Below are 19,415 nucleotides of genomic sequence, written 5' to 3' on the forward strand. Positions count from 1 at the left end.
CGGGAAGCCTGCCGACCCGGCAACTCAGGGGGCGCCTCTCGCGCCCCCTTTTTTCATGGCGGTCAGGCCGCCTGCGCCTCAGGGTCGACCAGCGCGACCAGGTCCATCATGATCCGGTTCAGCTCGAAGTCCTTGGGGGTGTAGACGCGGGTCACGCCCATCTCGGCCAGCCGCTTGGCGTCGTCGTCGGGGATGATGCCGCCGACGATCACCGGGATGTGGCCCAGACCCGCCGCCCGCATCCGGTCCATCACGTCGCGGACCAGCGGCAGGTGGCTGCCCGAGAGGATCGAGAGGCCGACCACATGGGCGTCCTGTTCGCGGGCGGCGGCCACGATCTGTTCCGGCGTCAGGCGGATGCCGTCATAGGTGATGTCGATGCCGCAGTCCCTTGCACGGAAGGCGATCTGCTCGGCCCCGTTGGAATGGCCGTCGAGACCGGGCTTGCCGACCACGAACTTCATCCGGCGTCCGAGGCGGGTGCTGACGGCGTCCACCGCCTCGCGGATCGGCTCCAGCCCCTCGGTGCGGTTGGAGGGGTTCGGGGATACGCCGGTCGGGCCGCGGTATTCGCCGTGGACCTGCCGCATGACGCCTGCCCATTCGCCGGTTGTCGCGCCTGCCTTCGCCGCGGCGATGGAGGCGGGCATGACGTTGCGGCCGGCCTGCGCGTCTTCGCGCAGGCGCGACAGGGCGGCCTCGACGGCCGCAGTGTCGCGATCCTGCCGCCATTGGTTCAGCCGGGCGATCTGGTCCTGTTCCACCGCCGGATCGACGACCATGATGCCGCCGTCGCCTGCGGTCAGCGGCGAGGGCTCGCCCTGCTGCCAGCGGTTCACGCCGACCACGACCGTCTCGCCGTCCTCGACCCGGTTCAGCCGCGCGGCGTTCGATTCGACCAGCCGCCCCTTCATGTAGTCGATGGCGGCGATGGCGCCGCCCATTTCGTCCAGCAGCTTCAGTTCCGCGCGGGCTCCGTCCTTGAGTTCCTCGACCTTGGCCGCGACGGCCGGATTGCCGTCGAAGAGATCGCCGTATTCCAGCAGGTCGGTTTCATAGGCCATGATCTGCTGCATCCTCAGCGACCATTGCTGGTCCCAGGGGCGCGGCAGGCCCAGCGCCTCGTTCCACGCCGGAAGCTGGACCGCGCGGGCGCGGGCGTTCTTGGACAGCGTGACGGCCAGCATCTCGATCAGGATGCGGTAGACGTTGTTTTCCGGCTGCTGTTCCGTCAGGCCGAGGCTATTCACCTGCACGCCATAGCGGAAGCGGCGGTATTTCTCCTCCTCGATGCCGTAGCGGTCGCGGCAGATCTCGTCCCAAAGCTCGGTGAAGGCGCGCATCTTGCAGAGTTCGGTGACAAAGCGGATGCCCGCGTTCACGAAGAAGCTGATGCGGCCGACCATCGCCGGGAAATCCGCGGGCGCGACCTTGCCCTTGAGGTCGTCCAGCACCGCGATCCCCGTCGCCAGCGCATAGGCGAGTTCCTGTTCCGGCGTCGCCCCGGCTTCCTGCAGGTGATAGGAACAGACGTTCATCGGGTTCCACTTGGGCAGGTGCTGCGCCGTATAGGCCGCAACATCCGTGATCATCCGCAGCGACGGCTTGGGCGGGCAGATATAGGTGCCGCGCGACAGGTATTCCTTGATGATGTCGTTCTGGACGGTCCCCTGAAGCTTGGACACGTCCGCCCCCTGTTCCTCGGCAACCGCGACATAGAGCGACAGCAGCCACGGGGCGGTGGCGTTGATCGTCATCGAGGTGTTCATCTGTTCCAGCGGAATGGCGTCGAACAGCGCCCGCATGTCCCCCAGATGGCCGACGGGGACGCCGACCTTGCCGACCTCGCCCCGCGCCAGCACGTGGTCGCTGTCATAGCCCGTCTGGGTGGGCAGGTCGAAGGCCACCGACAGGCCGGTCTGCCCCTTGGACAGGTTGTTGCGGTATAGCTCGTTCGACTTGGCGGCGGTGGAATGGCCGGCATAGGTGCGGAACAGCCAGGGTTTGTCCTTCTGGGCCATGCGGCGCCCCTTATGAAAGAATCTGTCGCTTGGGGCGAGTTAAGGGACAGGATGCTGCGCCGTCAACTCGCCGCAGTGCGGCACAAGGCTAACGCAGGCCCTGAAAGATTGTTTCGCCTGCCAGACATATTGTTGCGTCACTTTCCGCTGCATCTATTGCAATGTTGCTTGGCCGCGCATAGCACTCGACTCGCAAGCCCGGCTTCTGCGCTGCGGCATGAACGCGAGGAGATCATGATGGCCCTGGACGCCCCGTCCGCGATCGCCCCCTACGACGCGCCGATCAAGGACCTGTACGAAATCGGCGAGATGCCGCCCCTCGGCCATGCGCCGAAACAGATGTATGCCTGGGCGATCCGTCGCGAACGCCAGGGCGAACCAGACCAGGCCATGCAGCTTGAGGTCGTCGACACCCCCACCATCGACAGCAACGAGGTGCTGGTCCTGGTGATGGCGGCAGGCGTCAACTACAACGGCATCTGGGCTGGTCTTGGCGTTCCGATCAGCATGTTCGACGTCCACAAGCAGCCTTATCACATCGCGGGGTCCGACGCCTCGGGGATCGTCTGGGCGGTCGGCGACAAGGTCCGCAACTGGAAGGTGGGCGACGAGGTCGTCATCCATTGCAACCAGGACGACGGCAACGACGAGGAATGCAACGGCGGCGACCCGATGTATTCCCCCACCCAGCGCATCTGGGGCTACGAGACGCCGGACGGCAGCTTCGCCCAGTTCACCCGCGTCCAGGCCCAGCAACTGATGCCGCGCCCCAAGCACCTGACCTGGGAGGAATCGGCCTGCTACACCCTGACGCTGGCCACGGCCTACCGGATGCTGTTCGGGCACGAGCCGCATGAGTTGAAGCCCGGCATGAACGTGCTGGTCTGGGGGGCTTCGGGCGGCCTCGGGTCCTATGCGATCCAGTTGATCAACGCAGCGGGGGCGAATGCCATCGGCGTGATCTCGGACGAGGACAAGCGCGAGTTCGTCATGGGCCTTGGGGCCAAGGGCGTCCTGAACCGCAAGGACTTCAACTGCTGGGGCGCGCTGCCCAAGGTCGGGTCCGAGGAATACAAGGACTGGTTCAACGAGGTCCGCAAGTTCGGCAAGGCCATCTGGGACATCACCGGCAAGGGCCAGAACGTCGACATCGTCTTTGAACATCCCGGCGAATCGACCTTCCCGGTGTCGGTCTTTGTCTGCAAGAAGGGCGGCATGGTGGTGATCTGCGCCGGCACCACCGGCTTCAACTGCACCTTCGACGTGCGCTACATGTGGATGCACCAGAAGCGCCTGCAGGGATCGCACTTCGCCCATCTGAAGCAGGCGGCGGCGGCCAACCGGCTGATGCTGGAACGCCGGCTCGACCCCTGCATGTCCGAGGTCTTCCCCTGGGCCGAGATCCCGCAGGCGCATGTGAAGATGCTGCGCAACGAACACAAGCCGGGCAACATGGCGGTGCTGGTGCAGGCCCCGCGCACGGGCCTGCGGACCTTCGAGGACGCGCTGGAAGCAAGGGAAAATGGCTGACTCCGAAACGGTCCCCAAGCGCCGGCAGATCAGCAGCGTTGGCGACCTTATCGCTTGGGTCAAGGACGTGAAAGGCTGTCCCCTGTTTGAAAAGGCAGGGGAGGTTTGCTATCGCGGCCATGAGGACGCCGCATTTTCGCTGCTGCCGTCCGTCCAGCGCAGCCTGCGCGCTGACGCGGAACAGAACATCATCAGCGAACTGCTGCTGTATTCAAGCGATGCGTTCCTGTCGGACCGCACCATGTTCGAAAAACTGGTACGGGCGCAGCATTACGCGCTGCCGACACGATTGCTGGATGTGACCATGAATCCGCTTGTCGGGGCCTATTTCAGCCTTGGGACCGACGACCGGACGGATGGCCAATTGTATATGTTCGGCTTCGCCCCGGACAGGATCAAATATCCCGACAGCGACTCGGTTGCGCTGATCTGCAACATCGCCCGTCTCACCAGCAAGGAACGAGAGGATCTGCGCAATGCCTGTAGTCAGGTCAAAAGCGACGATCCGGCGGAGGTAGAGAAGTTCCGCAGTCACAAGTCCATGCGCCGGCTGCTTCATTTCGTGCGCGATGAAAAGCCGGCGTTTGAGGATCGCGTCGAACCAAAGGATCTGACGACCTATTACTTGGTCAGGGCCAAGCAGAGCAATCGCCGCATCATTGCACAAAGCGGGGCGTTCATCGCGTCGGGGCTCAATTCCTACCAAAGGGTCGGCGGCAGTTCGACATTCCCAAGGGCCGAAGCCATCATCCCAAAGGAGGCCAAGCCGGACCTTCGCCGCGAACTAGAACTGTTTGCCATAAACCACCGGACCATGTTCCCTGACCTAGAAGACGTGGCTAGGCATATCGCGCGCAAGTGGAAGGTCGAAAGCATCTGATCCGATAACCGCAAGATAAGGATCGGCGCCAGCGAATCTTGGCGCCGATCTTGGGCATTGCAGCCTTCTCCCGTGAAGGATTACTGGCCGGGCTGGTAGCTCTGCGGCGGCTGCGCGGTGTCGGTCAGTTGCGACACGTCGAGGCCCGTTTCAGCCAGCGCCGCCTCGGCCTGCTGGCGGGTCTCGGCGTCGATCTGCGGCTCGCGCGCGAGAATCCAGCCGATCGGGCCTTCGGGCGACTGCACGGCCGCCCATTGGTATTGCCCGTCCTCGATGTCGCTGGCGGCGGCCACGACATAGTTCACGCCCTGGCTTTCCTCACCGACCGAGAACGAGACGTTCAGGGTGTTGAAGTTGTTGTTCACCACCTCGGCCTCGCCGGTGATGCCCTGAGTCTCGCCACCCTCGGCATCACAGCGGTTCGTGACCTTGACGGTGGCCTCATCGATCAGCTCGTAGGTCGCGGTCACGCCGCCCGCGCACATCTCCTGGAAGGGGGCGGGGGTGCGGGCGATCTCGTACCAGGTGCCGATATAGGCCTGCGGGTCGATCTCGGTCGCGGCGGTGGTGCCGGCGTCCTGTGCGAAGGCGGGGGCGGTCGTCATCAGCGTTGCGGCAAGGCCGAGGGTGAATCTCATCTGGGGTCTCCTGTGTGGTGTGGCGGGACAACGCGGGCGGTCCCGCATCGTTCAGACACGCGGTATCACGATCAGTAGTTGCCGGGCGGGTCGCTGGCGGGAAAGGATTCGTCCGCCTGCTCGTCCACGCGGTCCCAGCCGCGGCGCGGGCGGTCGCGCATCGACTCTGGTCCCGCATCGCGGACGAATCCGGGGGCGCAGAGTTCGTCGGTGCCTTCCGCCACCTTGGGGTGGATGGCCGCCATGCCATCGGGGACGCGCCTGGACGACGACCTGCGCGGCCGGTTGTCGCGCAGGAACGAGACGGCCAGCGCGGCGATCCCCGCCAGCGCGAGCAGCGGCAGCAGCGGGTCGGGGCGGTGATGATGCCGGTATCTCATGGAATATCCTTTCCTGTTGGTGGCGGCGCGCGGGGCGTCTTCAGCCGCTCAACGCCCTGACCCGGCGCTGGGTCCGTCGCGGCGAAAATTGCCGCCGGGCGTGGCGGTGCGCCGCCGGTGCCGCTAGGATGCGGCATGGAACTTTCCCCGGCCTCCCCCACCCTGCCCGCCTTCTCGCCTGATCAGGCTGAGGCATGGGATGCGCTGTCCGGGGCGCTGACGAGCGCGGGCATCGACCTTCTGTCCGAGGAACTGGCGCCCGCTCAGGGGGGCAAGGGCCGGGTGATGGCGGTGCTGGGCAAGGCGGGATCGGGCAAGACGCTGCTGCTGGCGGAGCTGACCCGCGCGCTGGCGGCGCTGGGCGTGCAGGTCGTCAGCGGGGATTACGAGGGCAAGCGGAAGAAGGACGCCCGCACCGTCGCAGTGCTGGCGCCGACGAACAAGGCGGCCTTCGTGCTGCGCACGCGCGGGGTGCCCGCGACGACGATCCACCGCATCCTTTACACGCCCGTCTATGACCCGGAATACGAGCGGCTGGCCGAGTGGCTGACCGGCACCGGCGAGCGCCCCCGGATCGAGGGGCTGACCGACGAGGCGCTGGACCGGGCGCTGCTGTTCTTCCAGCAGCACGGGTCCATCCCCGGCGCTCTGGCGACGGCGGGGCTGCGGGGGTCGGATTTCATCCAAGAGTGGAAGCGGCGCGAGGACCCGCTGGACGTGGGGCTGATCGACGAGGCGTCCATGCTGGACGAGCGCCAGTTCGACGACCTGCGCGAGATATTTCCGCTGCTGGTCCTGTTCGGCGATCCAGCGCAGTTGGCCCCGGTGGGGCAGTCGGGCGAGATGGTCTTCGACCGGTTGGCCGCGTCCCAGAAGCTGGAACTGCACCGCATCCACCGGCAGGCGGACGACAGCCCGATCCTTGATCTGGCACACGCGCTATCCGATCCGGCTGTCGATTTCCCGGCGTTCGAGCGGCTGGTGCGCGAGGCTGCCGCCAGCGATCCGCGCGTGGTCTGGGCGGAACGGATGGACGCCGACCTGATGGCCCGCAGCCCGGCACTGGTCTGGCGCAACGCGACGCGGGTGCGGCTGATCACCGCCTTCCGCGCCGCCCACGCTGCGCCCGGCGATCTGCTGCTGCCGGGGGAACCCCTGGTCTGTGACGGGCTTGAACTGCCGCTGAAGCACCGCAAGAAGCGCATCGACCTTGAGGCGCGCGGCCTCATCAAGGGCGCGCAGGTGATCTATCTGGGACCGGGCAAGAAGCCCGGCTTTTCGCGCCTGCACGTCATCGGCACGCCCGAGCCGCGGCTTTCGGCGGCCAGCATCGTCAAGATCGAGACGCCGGATGTCGAGGAGCCCTTCATCCCCTTCGCCGCCCGCATGGGCGCGACCTTCCTGCATGGCGCGGCGGTGACGATCCACAAGGCGCAGGGGTCGCAATGGCCCGAGGTGCAGGTCTTCGGCCCCGATCTCTCCGCCGCCGCCTGGTCGAACCGGATCGAGGCGGGACTGCCCTTGTGGAAGCGGCTGGCCTATGTGGCGATCACGCGGGCGCAGGAGCGGCTGTTCTGGGTCACGCGGGCGGCCTTGGCGCGTCCCAGGGTGGGGCTGTCGGTGGATGATCTGACGGTCGAAGCGGCGCCTTTGGAACTGGCGGCCCCAGAGTCCGAGGCGGAGTGAAGGGTTGCACCGCCGGAGCCTCCGGCGGGGATATTTAGGGCCGAAAGATGCGGATTGGCGTCAGGCCTTGCGGGTCTTGGCGCCCCGGTCTGCCTGAAGCTGCTCGATGCGGTCGCGCAAACGCTCGGTCAGCGCCTCGCGGGGCAGGCCGGTTTCCTGCGCAAGACGCAGGACGCCGAAATGGACGCGGGCCACTTCCTGATAGTAGCCGGCGAAGGCGAAGTTGATCGAGGCGCCGGCCATTGCGCCGAAGACGGGCGTGGCCTGCGCCGCGAGCTTCTGGCCGAGCACCAGCGACAGGCGCGGCGCGATGCGGGCGATGAGGCCCTGCACGGTCTGGCCGGTGATCGAGAGCTTGGCGGCCAGCAGGCCGAGGTCGGTGCCGTCGTCCTCGGACATGGGACCGGCGGCGGCGAAGACACGCAGCGCCTCCATTCGCACCTCGTCGCTGTCGGGATCGAGGCCATGCTCGGCGGCGATCTCGAGGATCGCGCGCAAGAGCATCGTCACCGTCAGCGGCAGTTCGACCACCGCGCCCGGCAGGCCCGCCATGCCGCCCGCTGCCCCCGAGACGGTCGAGGCCAGCCGGTTGAACCAGTCGCCCCGGTCGCGGACATAGCGGCGCGATTGCGTGGCCGCGTCAAAGGCGCGGTTCAGCGCCGCCAGCGTGATCCGGTCCATCCGCTTGCGGACAAAGCCCGGCAGCCGGTCGATCAGTCCCTGCGCGCTGCCCCCGACCGAGGCGAGCATCTCCATGACCAACCCGCCCGCCTCGACATAGCGGCGAGCGAGCTTGTCGATCTGGACATGGACCAAAGGGTCATCGATCGGCGGCAGAATGGCTTGGCGCGAGGTGATGCTGGTCGCGGGCATGGGAATCGTCCTTCGTAACCTCAACCTCGGAACAGGAGGAGAGCAGATCGGGGTCGTCGATTTCGGCAAGCCCCGCCAGCACCTCGGGCCGGGTCTCGCGCGTCACCGCGCCCCGCACACCAACCCATGCGCCGGGGCGAAGTTCCAGCCCCAGCACCCGGTCGGGGTTGGTGGGGGGCGGCATCTCGACGTGGTCGAGCTTGCGGAAACCGAAGCGGCCGTAATAGGGCGCGTCGCCGACCAGCATCACGCGTTCCCAGCCCATCGCGGCGGCGCGGGACAGGCTTTCGCGCATCAGGAAGGCGCCGAGCCCCTCGCCCTGCGCGGTCGGATGGACGGCAACCGGGCCGAGCAGCAGGACGGGGCGGCCGCCTACTCGGACGGGCCAGTAGCGGATGGCGGCGACCATCGATTCGTCCGGGTCGCCTGCCCGCATGGTCAGGCAAAGCTCGGGCACCGGGGGCACGCCGTCGCGCAGTCGGTAGGAGGACAGCGCCGTGCGGCCGGGCCCAAAACACAGGTCCAGCAGCGTCTCGACCTCGGGGGTGTCGGCGGCGGATTCGGGGCACAGCGTGTACATCGGACCTCATCGCCGCCAGTCGCCGCGGCCTTAGCATCGACCCACGGGGGGTGAAAGAAACAAAGCCGTGCAAGCGGTTGCCCATGGCGGCGGGCGTGTTCATATGGCCGCGCCACAGCAGCAAGGGCCCGGCCATGTTCTATCGACCCGAGGCGGGCCACGGCCTGCCGCACAACCCCTTCAACGCCATCATCGCGCCGCGGCCCATCGGCTGGATTTCAACCCGCGGGCGGCAGGGGGATAACCTCGCGCCCTATTCCTTCTTCAACGCCACGGCCTACGTTCCGCCGCAGGTGATGTTCGCCTCGACCGGCGCCAAGGGGGACCGACCCGGCACCAAGGACAGCGTGGCGCAGATCGCCGAAAGCCGCGTCTTCTGCGTCAACATCGCCGACGCGCCGCTGAAAGAAGCGATGAACGCGAGTTCGGCCCACCTGCCCGCCGGGACAAGCGAGTTCAAGGCGGCGGGCCTGACCGCCGTCCCCTGCGAGACCATCGAGTGCCCGCGCGTGGCGGAAGCGGCGGCGAGCCTTGAATGCCGCGCGACCCGGATCATCCGGCTGGCGGGCGAGTCGAACCACATGGTGCTGGGCGTCGTCACCGGCATCCACCTGCGCGACGACTGCCTGGTGGACGGGCGGTTCGACCTGACCCGCTCGGGCTGGCTTTCGCGAATGGGCTACCGCGATTACGCGGTCGTCACCGAGTTGTTCGAGATGGAGCGTCCGGCATGAACCGGCAGAAAAGCGTCAAGGATTACATCCGCACCATCGTGGATTTCCCGCACGAGGGGATCCTGTTCCGCGACGTGACGACGCTGTTCGCCGACGCCCGCGGCTTCCGCATCTGCGTGGACCAGTTGCTGTCCCCTTACGCGGGCATCCCCATCGACAAGGTCGTGGGGCTTGAGGCGCGCGGCTTCATCCTCGGCGGGGCGGTGGCGCATCAACTGACCACCGGCTTCGTGCCGATCAGGAAAAAGGGCAAGCTGCCCGGCGCGGTCATCAGCCAGGCCTATGCGCTGGAATACGGCGAGGCGGTGATGGAGATCCACGACGACGCGCTGCGTGCAGGCGAGCGGGTGCTGATCGTGGACGACCTGCTGGCCACCGGCGGCACCGCCAGCGCCGCCATCGAGCTGTGCCGCCGCTTAGGGGCCGAGGTCGTGGGTGCGGCCTTCGTCATCGACCTGCCCGAATTGGGCGGACGGCAGGTGATCGAGGCCATGGGCGTCGAGGTTCACGCTCTTTGCGAGTTCGAGGGGGTCTGAGCCGCGCGCATCTCGGGCAAGGGGAAGATCCGGTCATAGGCCCAGTTGAAGGCGTAGCCGTAGATCAGGTAGAAGATCACGATCCCGATGTCGAACAGGAATGCCTGCCACAGCGTCCCCCCCAGCATCCAGGCGATGAAGGGCAGCAGGATGACCAGCAGGCCCAGTTCAAACAGCAGCGCGTGCAGCGCCCGGATCGGATGGGTCTTCACCACGCTGCCGCGCAGCCGCAGCATCGCGCGGTCGAACATCCAGTTGTAGACGAAGACCCAAGCCGTCGCCACCAGCGACGAGACAACGCCGATCACGCCAAGGGCCTGGACGTCGAAGCCGGTCAGCAGCGCGCCGCCTCCGATCAGAAAGATGAGGCCGATCACTTCGAACAGGATGGCGTGGCGGATACGGTCGGCGGTGGTGCGCATGGGGATCGGTTCCTTTGCGGGCCGTCCCGAGCGCTGCCCATGATGGGGAAGGTCGTCCTTCGCCGTCCGATATAGGCCGGGCGGTGATGGGGATCAACTCAGCACCGCGCCGGGGTTCATGATGCCCTGCGGGTCCAGCGCGGCCTTGATCGCCCGCATGGACGACAGCTTCACCGGGTCGCCCCAGCGTTCGAGATCCGCGACCTTCAGCCGCCCGACCCCGTGTTCCGCCGAGAAGGAGCCGCCGCGTTCCACGACCATCCCGTAGATCGCCTCGGGCAGCCGGAAGCGCAGGTCGGCGTAATCGGCGCGGGTGCGGCCGGGACCGGGGAAGACGTTGTAATGCAGGTTGCCGTCGCCCAGGTGCCCGAAGCAGTTGATCCTGAGATCGCCCATCCCCGCGATCATCGCGCCCGCGTCCGCGATGAAGCGCGGGATTTCCGACAGGGGCAGGCTGATGTCATGCGAGGAAATCGCGCCGATGCGGCGGTTCGCCTCGGGCAAATGCTCGCGCAGGTTCCAGAACTCGGCGGCCTGCTGGCCGGACTGGGCAATGGCGCCGTCAAGGACAAGGCCTTCCTCCATCGCCCGGCCCAGCAGGTCTTCCACCGCCGCCTCGGGGTCCATTCCCTTGGGAAGCGACAGTTCCAGCAGCACCGACCAGGGGGCGCCGGGCAGGGGCTGGCGGATTTCGGGCAGCGTCTCGGCCACGAAGGCGAGGCCCTGACCCGAGATCAGTTCAAAGGTGGTCACGCAGCCCGCCATCATCTCCTGCGCCAGCGACAGCAGTTGCAGCGCGGCCTGCGGGTCGGGCACTTCCAGCATCGCGGTCGCCATCGCCGCCGGACGCGGCGCGAGCTTCAGCGCCGCCGCCGTGATGATCCCCAGCGTGCCCTCGGCCCCGATCAGCAGATCCCGCAGGGAATAGCCGGTGTTGTCCTTCCGCAGCCGCTTGAGGTCGCGCAGGATGGACCCGTCCGGCATCACCGCCTCGATCCCGAGGCAGAGCGCACGCGCATTGCCCCAGCGCAGGACACCCGTGCCGCCTGCGTTCGCGGCCAACACGCCGCCGATCTGCGCCGTGCCCTGGCTTGCCAGCGACAGCGGGAACTGACGGCCCGCAGCCGCTGCGGCCTCCTGCACCTGCTGCAGAGTGACGCCCGCCTCCGCCACCAGCGCATCCTCGTCCGGCCAGACATCGCGGATCGTGGTCATGCGTTCCAGCGACAAAACCAGCGGTGGAACCCCGTCGGGCATCACCGCACCCGCGACCAGCCCGGTCCCGCCCCCGCGCGGCAGCACCGCCACCCGTGCCTCCGCGCAGGCGCGGACGATGGCCGCGACCTCCTCGACGGTGCGCGGCGCCGCCAGCAGCCCGCCCTGCCCGGCGAAATAGCCGCGCGGCTCGTCCAGATGCCGCGGCTCCAGCGGGCGGACGACGCCTGCCGGCAGGGCGGCGACCAGGCGATCATCGGCGGGGTTCAGCATGCAGTTCTCCTTTGCCCAAATATCCCGGGGGGTGAATGGGGGTGGGGCCCCATTCACACTCGCAGAGTGGCGGGGGCAGCGCCCCCATGCGCCCTATCCCGCCTCGGTCCGCCCGCGCCGGTCGGGGCGCAGATAGGAATAAAGGACGTGGTTCCGCCAGCGCCCGTTGATCTGCAGATAGGACTGCGCGACCCCTTCATACTTGAAGCCGCATTGCTCCAGCACGCCCCGGCTGGCGGTGTTCTCGGGCAGGCAGGCGGCCTCGATCCGGCTGAGGTCCATCGAACTGAAGGCATGGCCGACGACCGCCCCGATCGCCTCGCGCATGTAGCCCTGCCGGGCAAAGGGCGCGCCGATCCAGTAGCCCAGCGTTCCCATCTGCGCCGGGCCGCGGCGGATGCCGTCCAGCGTGATCGCGCCCAGCAACTCGCCGTCATCGCGGCGGGTCAGGAACAGCGGCAGCGAGGTGCCGCTGCGGCTCGCCCGTGCGGCCCAGTAGACGCGGTTGGTGAAGGCGCGGCGCGACAGGTGGTCGGCGTGCCAGACGGGTTCCCACGGGGTCAGGAAGGCCCGGCTTTCGGCCCTGAGGCCGGTCCAGGCGGTGAAGTCGCCATGTCCGGGCAGGCGCAGCACCATGCGCTCGGTTTCCAGCCGGGGCGCATGGCGCCGCCAGAACATCAGGCGGCGAGCCGAAGGGCCAAGGCCTCTCGCGCGGGGGCCTTGCGGACGGGACCATACAGCGCCAGCGCCGGCTGCGCCCGCGCGATCATCCGCTGCGCGTGGTCGCGCACGTCACCGGCGGTCACGGCGTCGATGCGCCGTGCGACCTCCTCGGCATCGGGCACCCGGCCCCAGATCGACAGTGCCCGGGCAATGCGTTCCGCCTGCCCCGAGGGGCTTTCCAGACCCATCAGCAGCCCGGCCTTGAGCTGCGCCTTGGCGCGCGCGACCTCGGCTTCGCCCAGATCCCCGGCGGAGCGGCGGATCTCGTCCACCGTCAGATGCGCAAGGTCAGCCACCTGATCGCCCGAGGTGCCCGCATAGATCGTCACCATCCCGGTGTCGTCGTGGAAGCCCGACTGCGCGAAGATGGAATAACACAGCCCCCGCTCCTCGCGGATCTTCTGGAACAGGCGCGAGGACATCCCGCCCCCCAGCGCATTGGTCCAGATCTGCGCGGCGTAGAAGTCGGGGTCCCGGAAGCCCGGCCCCTCGAAGGCCAGGGCGAAATGCGCCTGTTCCAGCTTCTTGACGCGGCGGGCCTCGCTGCCCTGCCAGACAGCGCCTTCGCGGGTGACGCCGACAAGCGGCTTGAGATGACCGAAGATGTCCTCGGCCTGCCGCACCAGCGCCTCGTGATCGACCGCGCCGGCAGCGGCCACGATCATCTGGCCGGGACCGTAATGCTCGGCCACGAAGCCCGCGAGGTCGTCGCGGGAAAAGCCCGAGACACGCTCGGCAGGACCGAGGATCGTGCGGCCCATGGGCTGGCCGGGATAAGCCGCCTCCTGCAGCCAGTCGAAGATCACGTCGTCGGGCGTATCGAGGCTTTGGCCGATTTCCGACAGGATCACGCCGCGCTCGACCTCGATCTCGCGCGGGTCGAAGGTCGGGTTCAGAACGATGTCGCCGATCACGTCCAAGGCCAAGCCCACGTCGCCCGACAGCACGCGGGCGTAATAGGCAGTCACGTCGCGCGAGGTATAGGCGTTGATATAGCCGCCCACGTCCTCAATGGCCTCGGCGATCTGCAGGGCCGACCGGCGGGCGGTGCCCTTGAAGGCCATGTGTTCCAGGAAATGCGCGATGCCGTTCTGCTCGGCGCGTTCGTCGCGGCCGCCTGCATTGACCCAGATGCCGACGCTGGCGGAATGCAGGCCCGGCATCAGGCGGGTGGCGACCCGCAGGCCGTTCGGAAGGGTGGTGATCTGGACGTCGTTCAAGCCATTCTCCGTTCTAGGATCAAGGACTTAAGCGCCTCGTTGTCGTTTTCAACCCGAGTGACACGCTCGGGCAGGTCGAAGAGGCGGCCCATGTGCGGCGGCAGCGGGGGCCGGATGCCGACGGCCTGTTCCACGGCATCGGGGAACTTGGCCGGATGGGCGGTCGCCAGCGTGATCATCGGGACGCCGGGCTTGCGGTGGTCATCCGCGACCCTGATGCCGACGGCGGTGTGGGGGCAGACGACCTCGCCCGTCTTGGCGCGGACGCGGGCGATGGTGGCGAGCGTCTCGGGTTCCGACACCCGGCCCGAGTTGTAGATCTCGCGCAGGTGCTGCAGCGCGCCTTGCGGGACGCTGAAGCTGCCCCCTTTCAGTTCCTGCATCAGTTGCGCAACGGCCGCGCCATCGCCGTTCAGCGCATAGAACAGCGCGCGTTCGAAGTTGGAGCTGACCTGGATGTCCATCGAGGGCGACACGGACGGCTCGACCCGGCCCACCTCGTAGGTGCCGCTGCGCATGGCGCGGTCGAGGATGTCGTTCTGGTTGGTGGCGATCACGAGGCGATCCACCGGCAGGCCCATCTCCTTGGCGATGGTGCCCGCGAAGATGTCACCGAAGTTGCCGGTCGGCACGGTGAAGCTGACCGGGCGGTGCGGCGCCCCCAGGCTGACCGCGCTGGTGAAGAAATAGACCACCTGCGCCAGCACCCGCGCCCAGTTGATCGAGTTGACGCCCGCCAGCCCCACGCCGTCGCGGAAGTCGTGGTCGTTGAACAGGTCCTTCAGCCGCGCCTGCGCGTCGTCGAAGGTGCCGTCGATGGCCAGCGCATGGACATTGGCCTCGTCGGGCGTGGTCATCTGACGCCGCTGCACCTCGCTGACCCGGCCATGCGGGTAGAGGATGAAGACATCGACGTTCGGCAACCCGCGGAACGCCTCGATGGCGGCCGAGCCGGTGTCGCCGGAGGTCGCGCCGACGATGGTGATGCGGCGGCCTTCGCGGGCCAGCGCGATCTGGAACAACTGCCCGATCAACTGCATGGCGAAGTCCTTGAAGGCCAGCGTCGGCCCGTGGAACAGTTCCAGCAGGTGATGGCCCGGCGCAAGCTGGACCAGCGGCGCGCGGGCGGCGTGGCCAAAGCCCTGATAGGCGCGGCGAATGGCCTGGCGCAACTCGTCCTCGGAAAAGCTTTCCGCCACGAAGGGCCGCATGACGCGGAAGGCGGCTTCCTCGTAGCTGACGCCTTCCAGCGCCGCGATCTCCGCCGCGTCCATCTGCGGGATGGTCTCGGGGACATACAGCCCGCCGTCACGGGCGAGGCCGGTCATCATCGCCTCGGCAAAGGGCAGCACGGGCGCCTGCCCGCGGGTCGAGATATAGCGCATCGTCTTCCCTTCAGTCGGTCCGTCGCCGGATACGCCAGGCCAGCGCCATTGTCATCCCGAAGCAGATCAGGGCGAACAGAAACCACTGCACCGCATAGGAGAGGTGGTTGTTCGGGATGCCGCCGATGTCGAGCGGGATCGGCATTACTCCCTGCGCGTCGCCCTGCACGGCGCTGGCGACGACCAGCACCGGCTCGGTCCCCAGATGCGCGGCCATCCGCGGCACTTCGCGGGCGAACCAGATGTTGGCGGCAACGTCGGGTTCGGGAGTCGATCCGCCTTTCTCGTCCGGCCAGTGCAGGTTGCCTGCGACCGTCAACGGCACAGGCGGGCGTGCGGCATGGCGGTCGTCCTGCGGAACATAGCCACGGTCCACCATGATCCGGCGGCCGTCCGCGGTCTCGAAGGCCGAGACGATGTTGTAGCCCCCGCCTTGCTCTTTCGTGTGCGAAAGGACGAGGATCTCCTCGCCAGTGGTGCGGCCCTCTACCACCACCGGCAGGTAGCGCAGCGACGGGTCAATGGTGGCAGGCAAAGGAACCGGCGGCTGCTCGATCCCGGTCTGGATGGCGGCGAGCTGCTGGGCCTTCCATTCCATCCGCTGCAACTGCCAGACGCCCAGCGAGGCCAGCACGGCGGTCAGGGCGATCCCCGGAATCAGCAGCAGAAGCAGGCGGCGCAGCATCGAAGGTGCCCTGAGCGGATGGGGCATCAGCCCCCTGAACGGCAAAGGCGCGCGGGACCTGCCCGCGCGCCTGCTTGGCTGTGAATGGGGATCAGCGGCCCCAGACGTAGATGGCGGCGAACAGGAACAACCAGACCACGTCAACGAAGTGCCAGTACCAGGCGGCAGCCTCGAAGCCGACATGCTGGTGCTGGGTCATGTCGCCGCGGATGAAGCGGATCAGGCAGACGAAGAGGAAGATCGTCCCGATGACGACGTGGAAGCCGTGGAAGCCGGTCGCCATGTAGAAGACGCCGCCATAGGCCGTGTCCGCCAGGCCGAAGGCCGCATGGCTGTATTCATAGGCCTGCAGGGCGGTGAAGGCGACGCCCAGGATCACCGCCACGATCAGGCCTCGGATCACCGTCTTGCGGTCGTTGTCATGGACCAGCGCATGGTGCGCCCAGGTCACGGCGCAGCCCGACAGCAGCAGGATCAGCGTGTTGATGAAGGGCAGATGCCAGGGGTCGAAGGTCTGGATGCCTTCGGGCGGCCAGACGCCGTCCACAATCGGGCTCATCTCGCCCATCGGGTAAAGCGCGTGCTTGAAGAAGGCCCAGAACCAGGCGACGAAGAACATCACCTCGGAGATGATGAACAGGATGATGCCGTAGCGCAGGCCGATCTGCACGACGGGGGTATGGTCGCCGGTGTTGCCCTCATGCGTGACGTCCGCCCACCAGCCGTACATGGTGTAGATCACCAGCAGGAAGCCGACGGCGAAGACCGCCCATTCGGGCAGGCCCAGCACGCCCATGCCCTTCATCCAGAAGACGCCGCCGGTCAGCATGATGAACGCGCCGACCGCGGACAGGAACGGCCACAGGGATGGCGGCAGGATGTGATAATCGTGGTTCTTGGCGTGGGCCATGATGGCGGGCTCTCTCTGCGTCGTCATGTGCGGTCAGTTCAGGGCGGTCGCCATGGCGCCGGTCTCGGCCCGGGCCGATTTCTGCGCGTCCTGGCGGAAGAAGGTGTAGCTGAGCGTGATGTCGCGGATATGGGCCGCGTCGCGGTTGTCCAGCATGTCGGGGCTGACGAAGAAGGTCAGCGGCATCTCGATCCGCTCGCCGGGGGCGAGCGTCTGCTCGGTGAAGCAGAAGCATTCGATCTTCTCGAAGTAGTATCCGGCGTCCGAGGGGGCGACGTTGTAGGTGGCGCTGCCCGTGACGGTTTCGTCCGAGGTGTTGACGGCCTCGTAATAGGCCATGGCCGTCTCGCCCAGACGCACCGTCATCTCGGTCTGCATCGGGCGGAAGGTCCAGCCGAGGTCCGACATGACATTGGCGTCGAAGCGCACGCGGATGGTGCGGTCCAGCACCCGGTCGGATTCCTGCGTGGCCACCTGCGTGGTGCCGGCGAAGCCCGTCACCTGGCAGAACCAGGAATAGAACGGCACCGCCACCCAGGCCAGCGCACCCATGGTCACGACGACCGCCAGCAGCCGCCAGACCACCCGCTTGTTGGCGTCGGGATGCGTGCTCATGGCCGCACCGGCGCGGGTTGCGCGTTAGGCAGGTCCGCCCCCGGCGTGCCGGGCACGGCAACGGGGTTCGCGGCAGGTCCGGGCAGCGAGGTCGGCGCAGGTGCAGCGGGGCGATGGTCGAAGCCCTGGATCATGCCGCCCTGCTGCACCTTGACGATGGACAGGGCAAAAACCAGCGTCACGAACAGCACCAGCACGATGCCAAGGCCAAGATTGCGCCCGCTGCGGCGGCGGTGCAGTTCATGTTCCGCACGAATTCCCATCACCATGTCCCCACCGTGGCCTGCAGCGCCAGCGCGGCGAAATGCAGTGCAAGATAGTACAGCGACAGCCGGAAGAAGCTCTTCTCGACGCGATAGCCGTCGGCCTGCGCCCTTTCCTCGCTCCGGCGCAGGATCTGCCAGCCGCCGTGGATGAACAGGGCGTTCAGCACCAGCGCCACCGCCATGTAGACCGGCCCGCCGATGGAGGTCAGCCCCAGCGCGACGGCGAAGGGCGCCAGCACCAGCGTATAGCCGAAGATGTGGCGGCGCGTGGCCGCGCGGCCATGCGTCACTGTCAGCATCGGCACGCCGGCCTTGTGGTAGTCCTCCTTCATGAACAGCGCCAGCGCCCAGAAATGCGGCGGTGTCCAGAAGAAGATCAGCGCGAACATCAGAACCGATTCGACCGCGATCCCGCCCGTGGCGCAGGCCCAGCCGATCATCGGCGGGAAGGCCCCCGCCGCACCGCCGATCACGATGTTCTGCGGCGTCGAGCGCTTGAGGAACACCGTGTAGATCACGGCATAGAAGAAGATCGTGAAGGCCAGGAAGGCGGCCGCGAACCAGTTGGCCGCAAGCCCCAGCATCAGCACCGCAAGGCCCGACAGGAACAGCCCGAGGCTCAACGCCTCGCCCGCCGTCACGCGGCCCGCGGGGACCGGGCGCTTGCGGGTGCGGTTCATCACCGCGTCGATGTCGGCGTCATACCACATGTTCAGCGCGCCGGACGCGCCGCCCCCCAGCGCGATGAACAGGATCGAGGCGAAAGCCACGACCGGGTTCACCGACACCGGCGCCACGTAAAGCCCGACAAAGGCGGTGAAGACCACCAGCGACATGACGCGGGGCTTCAGCAGGGCGACATAGTCGCCGAACTCGCCCTCGCCCCCTGCGGACAGGCCATGGGCCTCGTATGAACGGATGTCCGTCACGCCGATCAGTTCGCCGAAGCCAGCCGCACCGGCGCGGCAGGCAGGTGGTCAGAGGCATCGGCGGCAAAGGTCGTCTGCGCCTCGGCCAGCCAGGCGTCATAGGTTTCCTGGCTCACCGCCTTGACCACGATGGGCATGTAGGCGTGGTTGATGCCGCAGAGTTCCGAGCACTGGCCGAAATAGACGCCTTCCTGCGTCGCCTCGAACCACAGTTGCGCGATGCGGCCGGGCACGGCGTCCTGCTTCACGGCAAAGGCGGGGATGGTCCAGGAATGGATCACGTCGGTCGCCGTCACCTGCATCAGCACCGTGGCGCCGACCGGGACCACCACGGCGGTATCGGTGGCCAGCAGGTATTCATCCTCGGAATAGCCGTAATCCGCCAGTTCCTCGCGCGTCAGCATCAGCGAATCGAAGGCGATGCCGTCGTTCGGATATTCATAGGACCAGTACCACTGATGACCGACGGCCTTGATGACCACATCGGGGTCCGCCGGCATTTCCTGCGACCGGAACAGCGCCGGAAGCGAGAAGATGCCGATGGTCAGCAGAATCAGCACCGGAATCACGGTCCACAGCACCTCGACCGGGGTGTTGTGGGTGAAGCGCGCCGGCACCGGGTTCGCGCGCCGGTTGAATCGGACGATGCACCACAGAATCAGCAGGCAGACGATGGCCGTGATCACCGCGATGATCCACAGCACGAAATGATCCAGCCATTGCTGATCGGCCGCCAGCGGGCTGGAGGCCGGCTGGAAGCCGATTCCGCCCGGCTCGGGCTTGCCGATCACCGGCAGTTCGCCCAGCACGTCCTGCGCCATCGCCGCACCGCTTGCCACCAGGTTCGTTGCGGCAAAACCCGCCGCCATCAGCCCTGCCGTCATGCGGCCCCTTGCCCAGTTCGCCATTCGTCG

The 19,415-nt window shown here is 67.3% G+C and carries 19 protein-coding genes and 2 pseudogenes; 5 read left to right on the top strand and 16 right to left on the bottom strand.

Translation table 11 applies throughout. The features are described from left to right. Positions 1-62 precede the first annotated feature (62 nt). Positions 63-2,027: pseudogene (locus tag H5395_RS02415) on the bottom strand (methylmalonyl-CoA mutase family protein); the annotation flags it as partial. Between the two features lie 231 nt (positions 2,028-2,258). Between H5395_RS02415 and ccrA the strand changes: the two are divergent. Both ccrA and H5395_RS02425 read left to right on the top strand, forming a co-directional pair. After that, positions 2,259-3,551 carry a crotonyl-CoA carboxylase/reductase gene (ccrA, locus tag H5395_RS02420; RefSeq protein WP_182791102.1) on the top strand — a complete coding sequence of 431 codons (1,293 nt, stop codon included), beginning with the start codon at positions 2,259-2,261 and terminating at the stop codon, positions 3,549-3,551. Continuing rightward, positions 3,544-4,431: an FRG domain-containing protein gene (locus H5395_RS02425; protein ID WP_182790945.1), complete on the top strand. Its 888-nt coding sequence runs from the start codon at positions 3,544-3,546 to the stop codon at positions 4,429-4,431. The genes ccrA and H5395_RS02425 overlap by 8 nt, the downstream gene beginning before the upstream one ends. 80 nt (positions 4,432-4,511) lie before the next feature. On the opposite strand, the gene H5395_RS02430 is transcribed toward H5395_RS02425, so the two are convergent. Both H5395_RS02430 and H5395_RS02435 read right to left on the bottom strand, forming a co-directional pair. Beyond that, positions 4,512-5,069 carry a lipocalin family protein gene (locus H5395_RS02430; protein WP_182790946.1) on the bottom strand — a complete coding sequence of 186 codons (558 nt, stop codon included), beginning with the start codon at positions 5,067-5,069 and terminating at the stop codon, positions 4,512-4,514. Positions 5,070-5,140: 71 nt separating this feature from the next. Then, positions 5,141-5,449, bottom strand: coding sequence for a hypothetical protein (locus H5395_RS02435; RefSeq protein WP_182790947.1), 309 nt, complete (start codon positions 5,447-5,449; stop codon positions 5,141-5,143). Between the two features lie 135 nt (positions 5,450-5,584). On the opposite strand from H5395_RS02435, the gene H5395_RS02440 reads away from it, so the two are divergent. Then, a complete protein-coding gene (locus tag H5395_RS02440; RefSeq protein ID WP_182790948.1) occupies positions 5,585-7,135 on the top strand; it encodes an ATP-dependent RecD-like DNA helicase in 1,551 nt (516 codons plus the stop codon). A 60-nt stretch (positions 7,136-7,195) separates the two neighbouring features. Here the strand turns inward: H5395_RS02440 and H5395_RS02445 are convergent, their stop codons facing one another. Further along, positions 7,196-8,008 (bottom strand): EcsC family protein, encoded by an 813-nt coding sequence (locus H5395_RS02445; RefSeq protein ID WP_182790949.1) that lies wholly within the window; start codon positions 8,006-8,008, stop codon positions 7,196-7,198. Positions 8,009-8,105: 97 nt separating this feature from the next. Next, positions 8,106-8,588: pseudogene (locus tag H5395_RS02450) on the bottom strand (GNAT family N-acetyltransferase); the annotation flags it as partial. 134 nt (positions 8,589-8,722) lie between these two features. Here H5395_RS02450 and H5395_RS02455 point away from each other — a divergent pair. Together H5395_RS02455 and H5395_RS02460 are read left to right on the top strand one after the other, a co-directional pair. Further along, entirely contained in the window at positions 8,723-9,322 is a 600-nt protein-coding gene (locus H5395_RS02455) for a flavin reductase family protein (RefSeq protein ID WP_182790951.1), read from the top strand. Beyond that, a complete protein-coding gene (locus tag H5395_RS02460) occupies positions 9,319-9,858 on the top strand; it encodes an adenine phosphoribosyltransferase (RefSeq protein ID WP_182790952.1) in 540 nt (179 codons plus the stop codon). The genes H5395_RS02455 and H5395_RS02460 overlap by 4 nt, the downstream gene beginning before the upstream one ends. Here the strand turns inward: H5395_RS02460 and H5395_RS02465 are convergent. The 11 genes from H5395_RS02465 to coxB form a co-directional block, all read right to left on the bottom strand. Next, the gene (locus tag H5395_RS02465) at positions 9,828-10,280 is read right to left on the bottom strand and encodes a PACE efflux transporter (protein ID WP_182790953.1); all 453 of its coding nucleotides are present in this window, start codon (positions 10,278-10,280) and stop codon (positions 9,828-9,830) included. The genes H5395_RS02460 and H5395_RS02465 overlap by 31 nt on opposite strands. A 93-nt stretch (positions 10,281-10,373) precedes the next feature. Next, positions 10,374-11,768, bottom strand: coding sequence for an FAD-binding oxidoreductase (locus H5395_RS02470; protein ID WP_182790954.1), 1,395 nt, complete (start codon positions 11,766-11,768; stop codon positions 10,374-10,376). A gap of 93 nt (positions 11,769-11,861) precedes the next feature. Next, the gene (locus H5395_RS02475; protein WP_182790955.1) at positions 11,862-12,446 is read right to left on the bottom strand and encodes a GNAT family N-acetyltransferase; all 585 of its coding nucleotides are present in this window, start codon (positions 12,444-12,446) and stop codon (positions 11,862-11,864) included. Next, positions 12,446-13,711, bottom strand: coding sequence for a pitrilysin family protein (locus H5395_RS02480; RefSeq protein WP_182790956.1), 1,266 nt, complete (start codon positions 13,709-13,711; stop codon positions 12,446-12,448). Before H5395_RS02480 ends, H5395_RS02475 begins: the two co-directional genes overlap by 1 nt. Continuing rightward, positions 13,708-15,096 carry a threonine synthase gene (gene thrC / locus H5395_RS02485; RefSeq protein ID WP_182790957.1) on the bottom strand — a complete coding sequence of 463 codons (1,389 nt, stop codon included), beginning with the start codon at positions 15,094-15,096 and terminating at the stop codon, positions 13,708-13,710. The genes H5395_RS02480 and thrC overlap by 4 nt, the downstream gene beginning before the upstream one ends. Before the next feature lie 10 nt (positions 15,097-15,106). Then, positions 15,107-15,781 (bottom strand): SURF1 family protein, encoded by a 675-nt coding sequence (locus tag H5395_RS02490; protein ID WP_182790958.1) that lies wholly within the window; start codon positions 15,779-15,781, stop codon positions 15,107-15,109. A 91-nt stretch (positions 15,782-15,872) separates the two neighbouring features. Next, positions 15,873-16,691: a cytochrome c oxidase subunit 3 gene (locus tag H5395_RS02495; RefSeq protein WP_182791103.1), complete on the bottom strand. Its 819-nt coding sequence runs from the start codon at positions 16,689-16,691 to the stop codon at positions 15,873-15,875. A gap of 33 nt (positions 16,692-16,724) precedes the next feature. After that, complete coding sequence (locus tag H5395_RS02500) at positions 16,725-17,306, bottom strand: cytochrome c oxidase assembly protein (protein ID WP_182790959.1); 582 nt, start codon at positions 17,304-17,306, stop codon at positions 16,725-16,727. Then, positions 17,303-17,569: a hypothetical protein gene (locus tag H5395_RS02505; protein ID WP_182790960.1), complete on the bottom strand. Its 267-nt coding sequence runs from the start codon at positions 17,567-17,569 to the stop codon at positions 17,303-17,305. The genes H5395_RS02500 and H5395_RS02505 overlap by 4 nt, the downstream gene beginning before the upstream one ends. Beyond that, positions 17,569-18,501 carry a heme o synthase gene (cyoE, locus tag H5395_RS02510; protein ID WP_234450787.1) on the bottom strand — a complete coding sequence of 311 codons (933 nt, stop codon included), beginning with the start codon at positions 18,499-18,501 and terminating at the stop codon, positions 17,569-17,571. Before cyoE ends, H5395_RS02505 begins: the two co-directional genes overlap by 1 nt. 5 nt (positions 18,502-18,506) lie before the next feature. After that, positions 18,507-19,385 (bottom strand): cytochrome c oxidase subunit II, encoded by an 879-nt coding sequence (gene coxB / locus H5395_RS02515; RefSeq protein WP_370576360.1) that lies wholly within the window; start codon positions 19,383-19,385, stop codon positions 18,507-18,509. Positions 19,386-19,415: the final 30 nt, after the last annotated feature.

Origin of the sequence: Paracoccus sp. MC1854 (assembly GCF_014164635.1) — a bacterium.
In the GTDB taxonomy this organism is placed as follows: domain Bacteria; phylum Pseudomonadota; class Alphaproteobacteria; order Rhodobacterales; family Rhodobacteraceae; genus Paracoccus.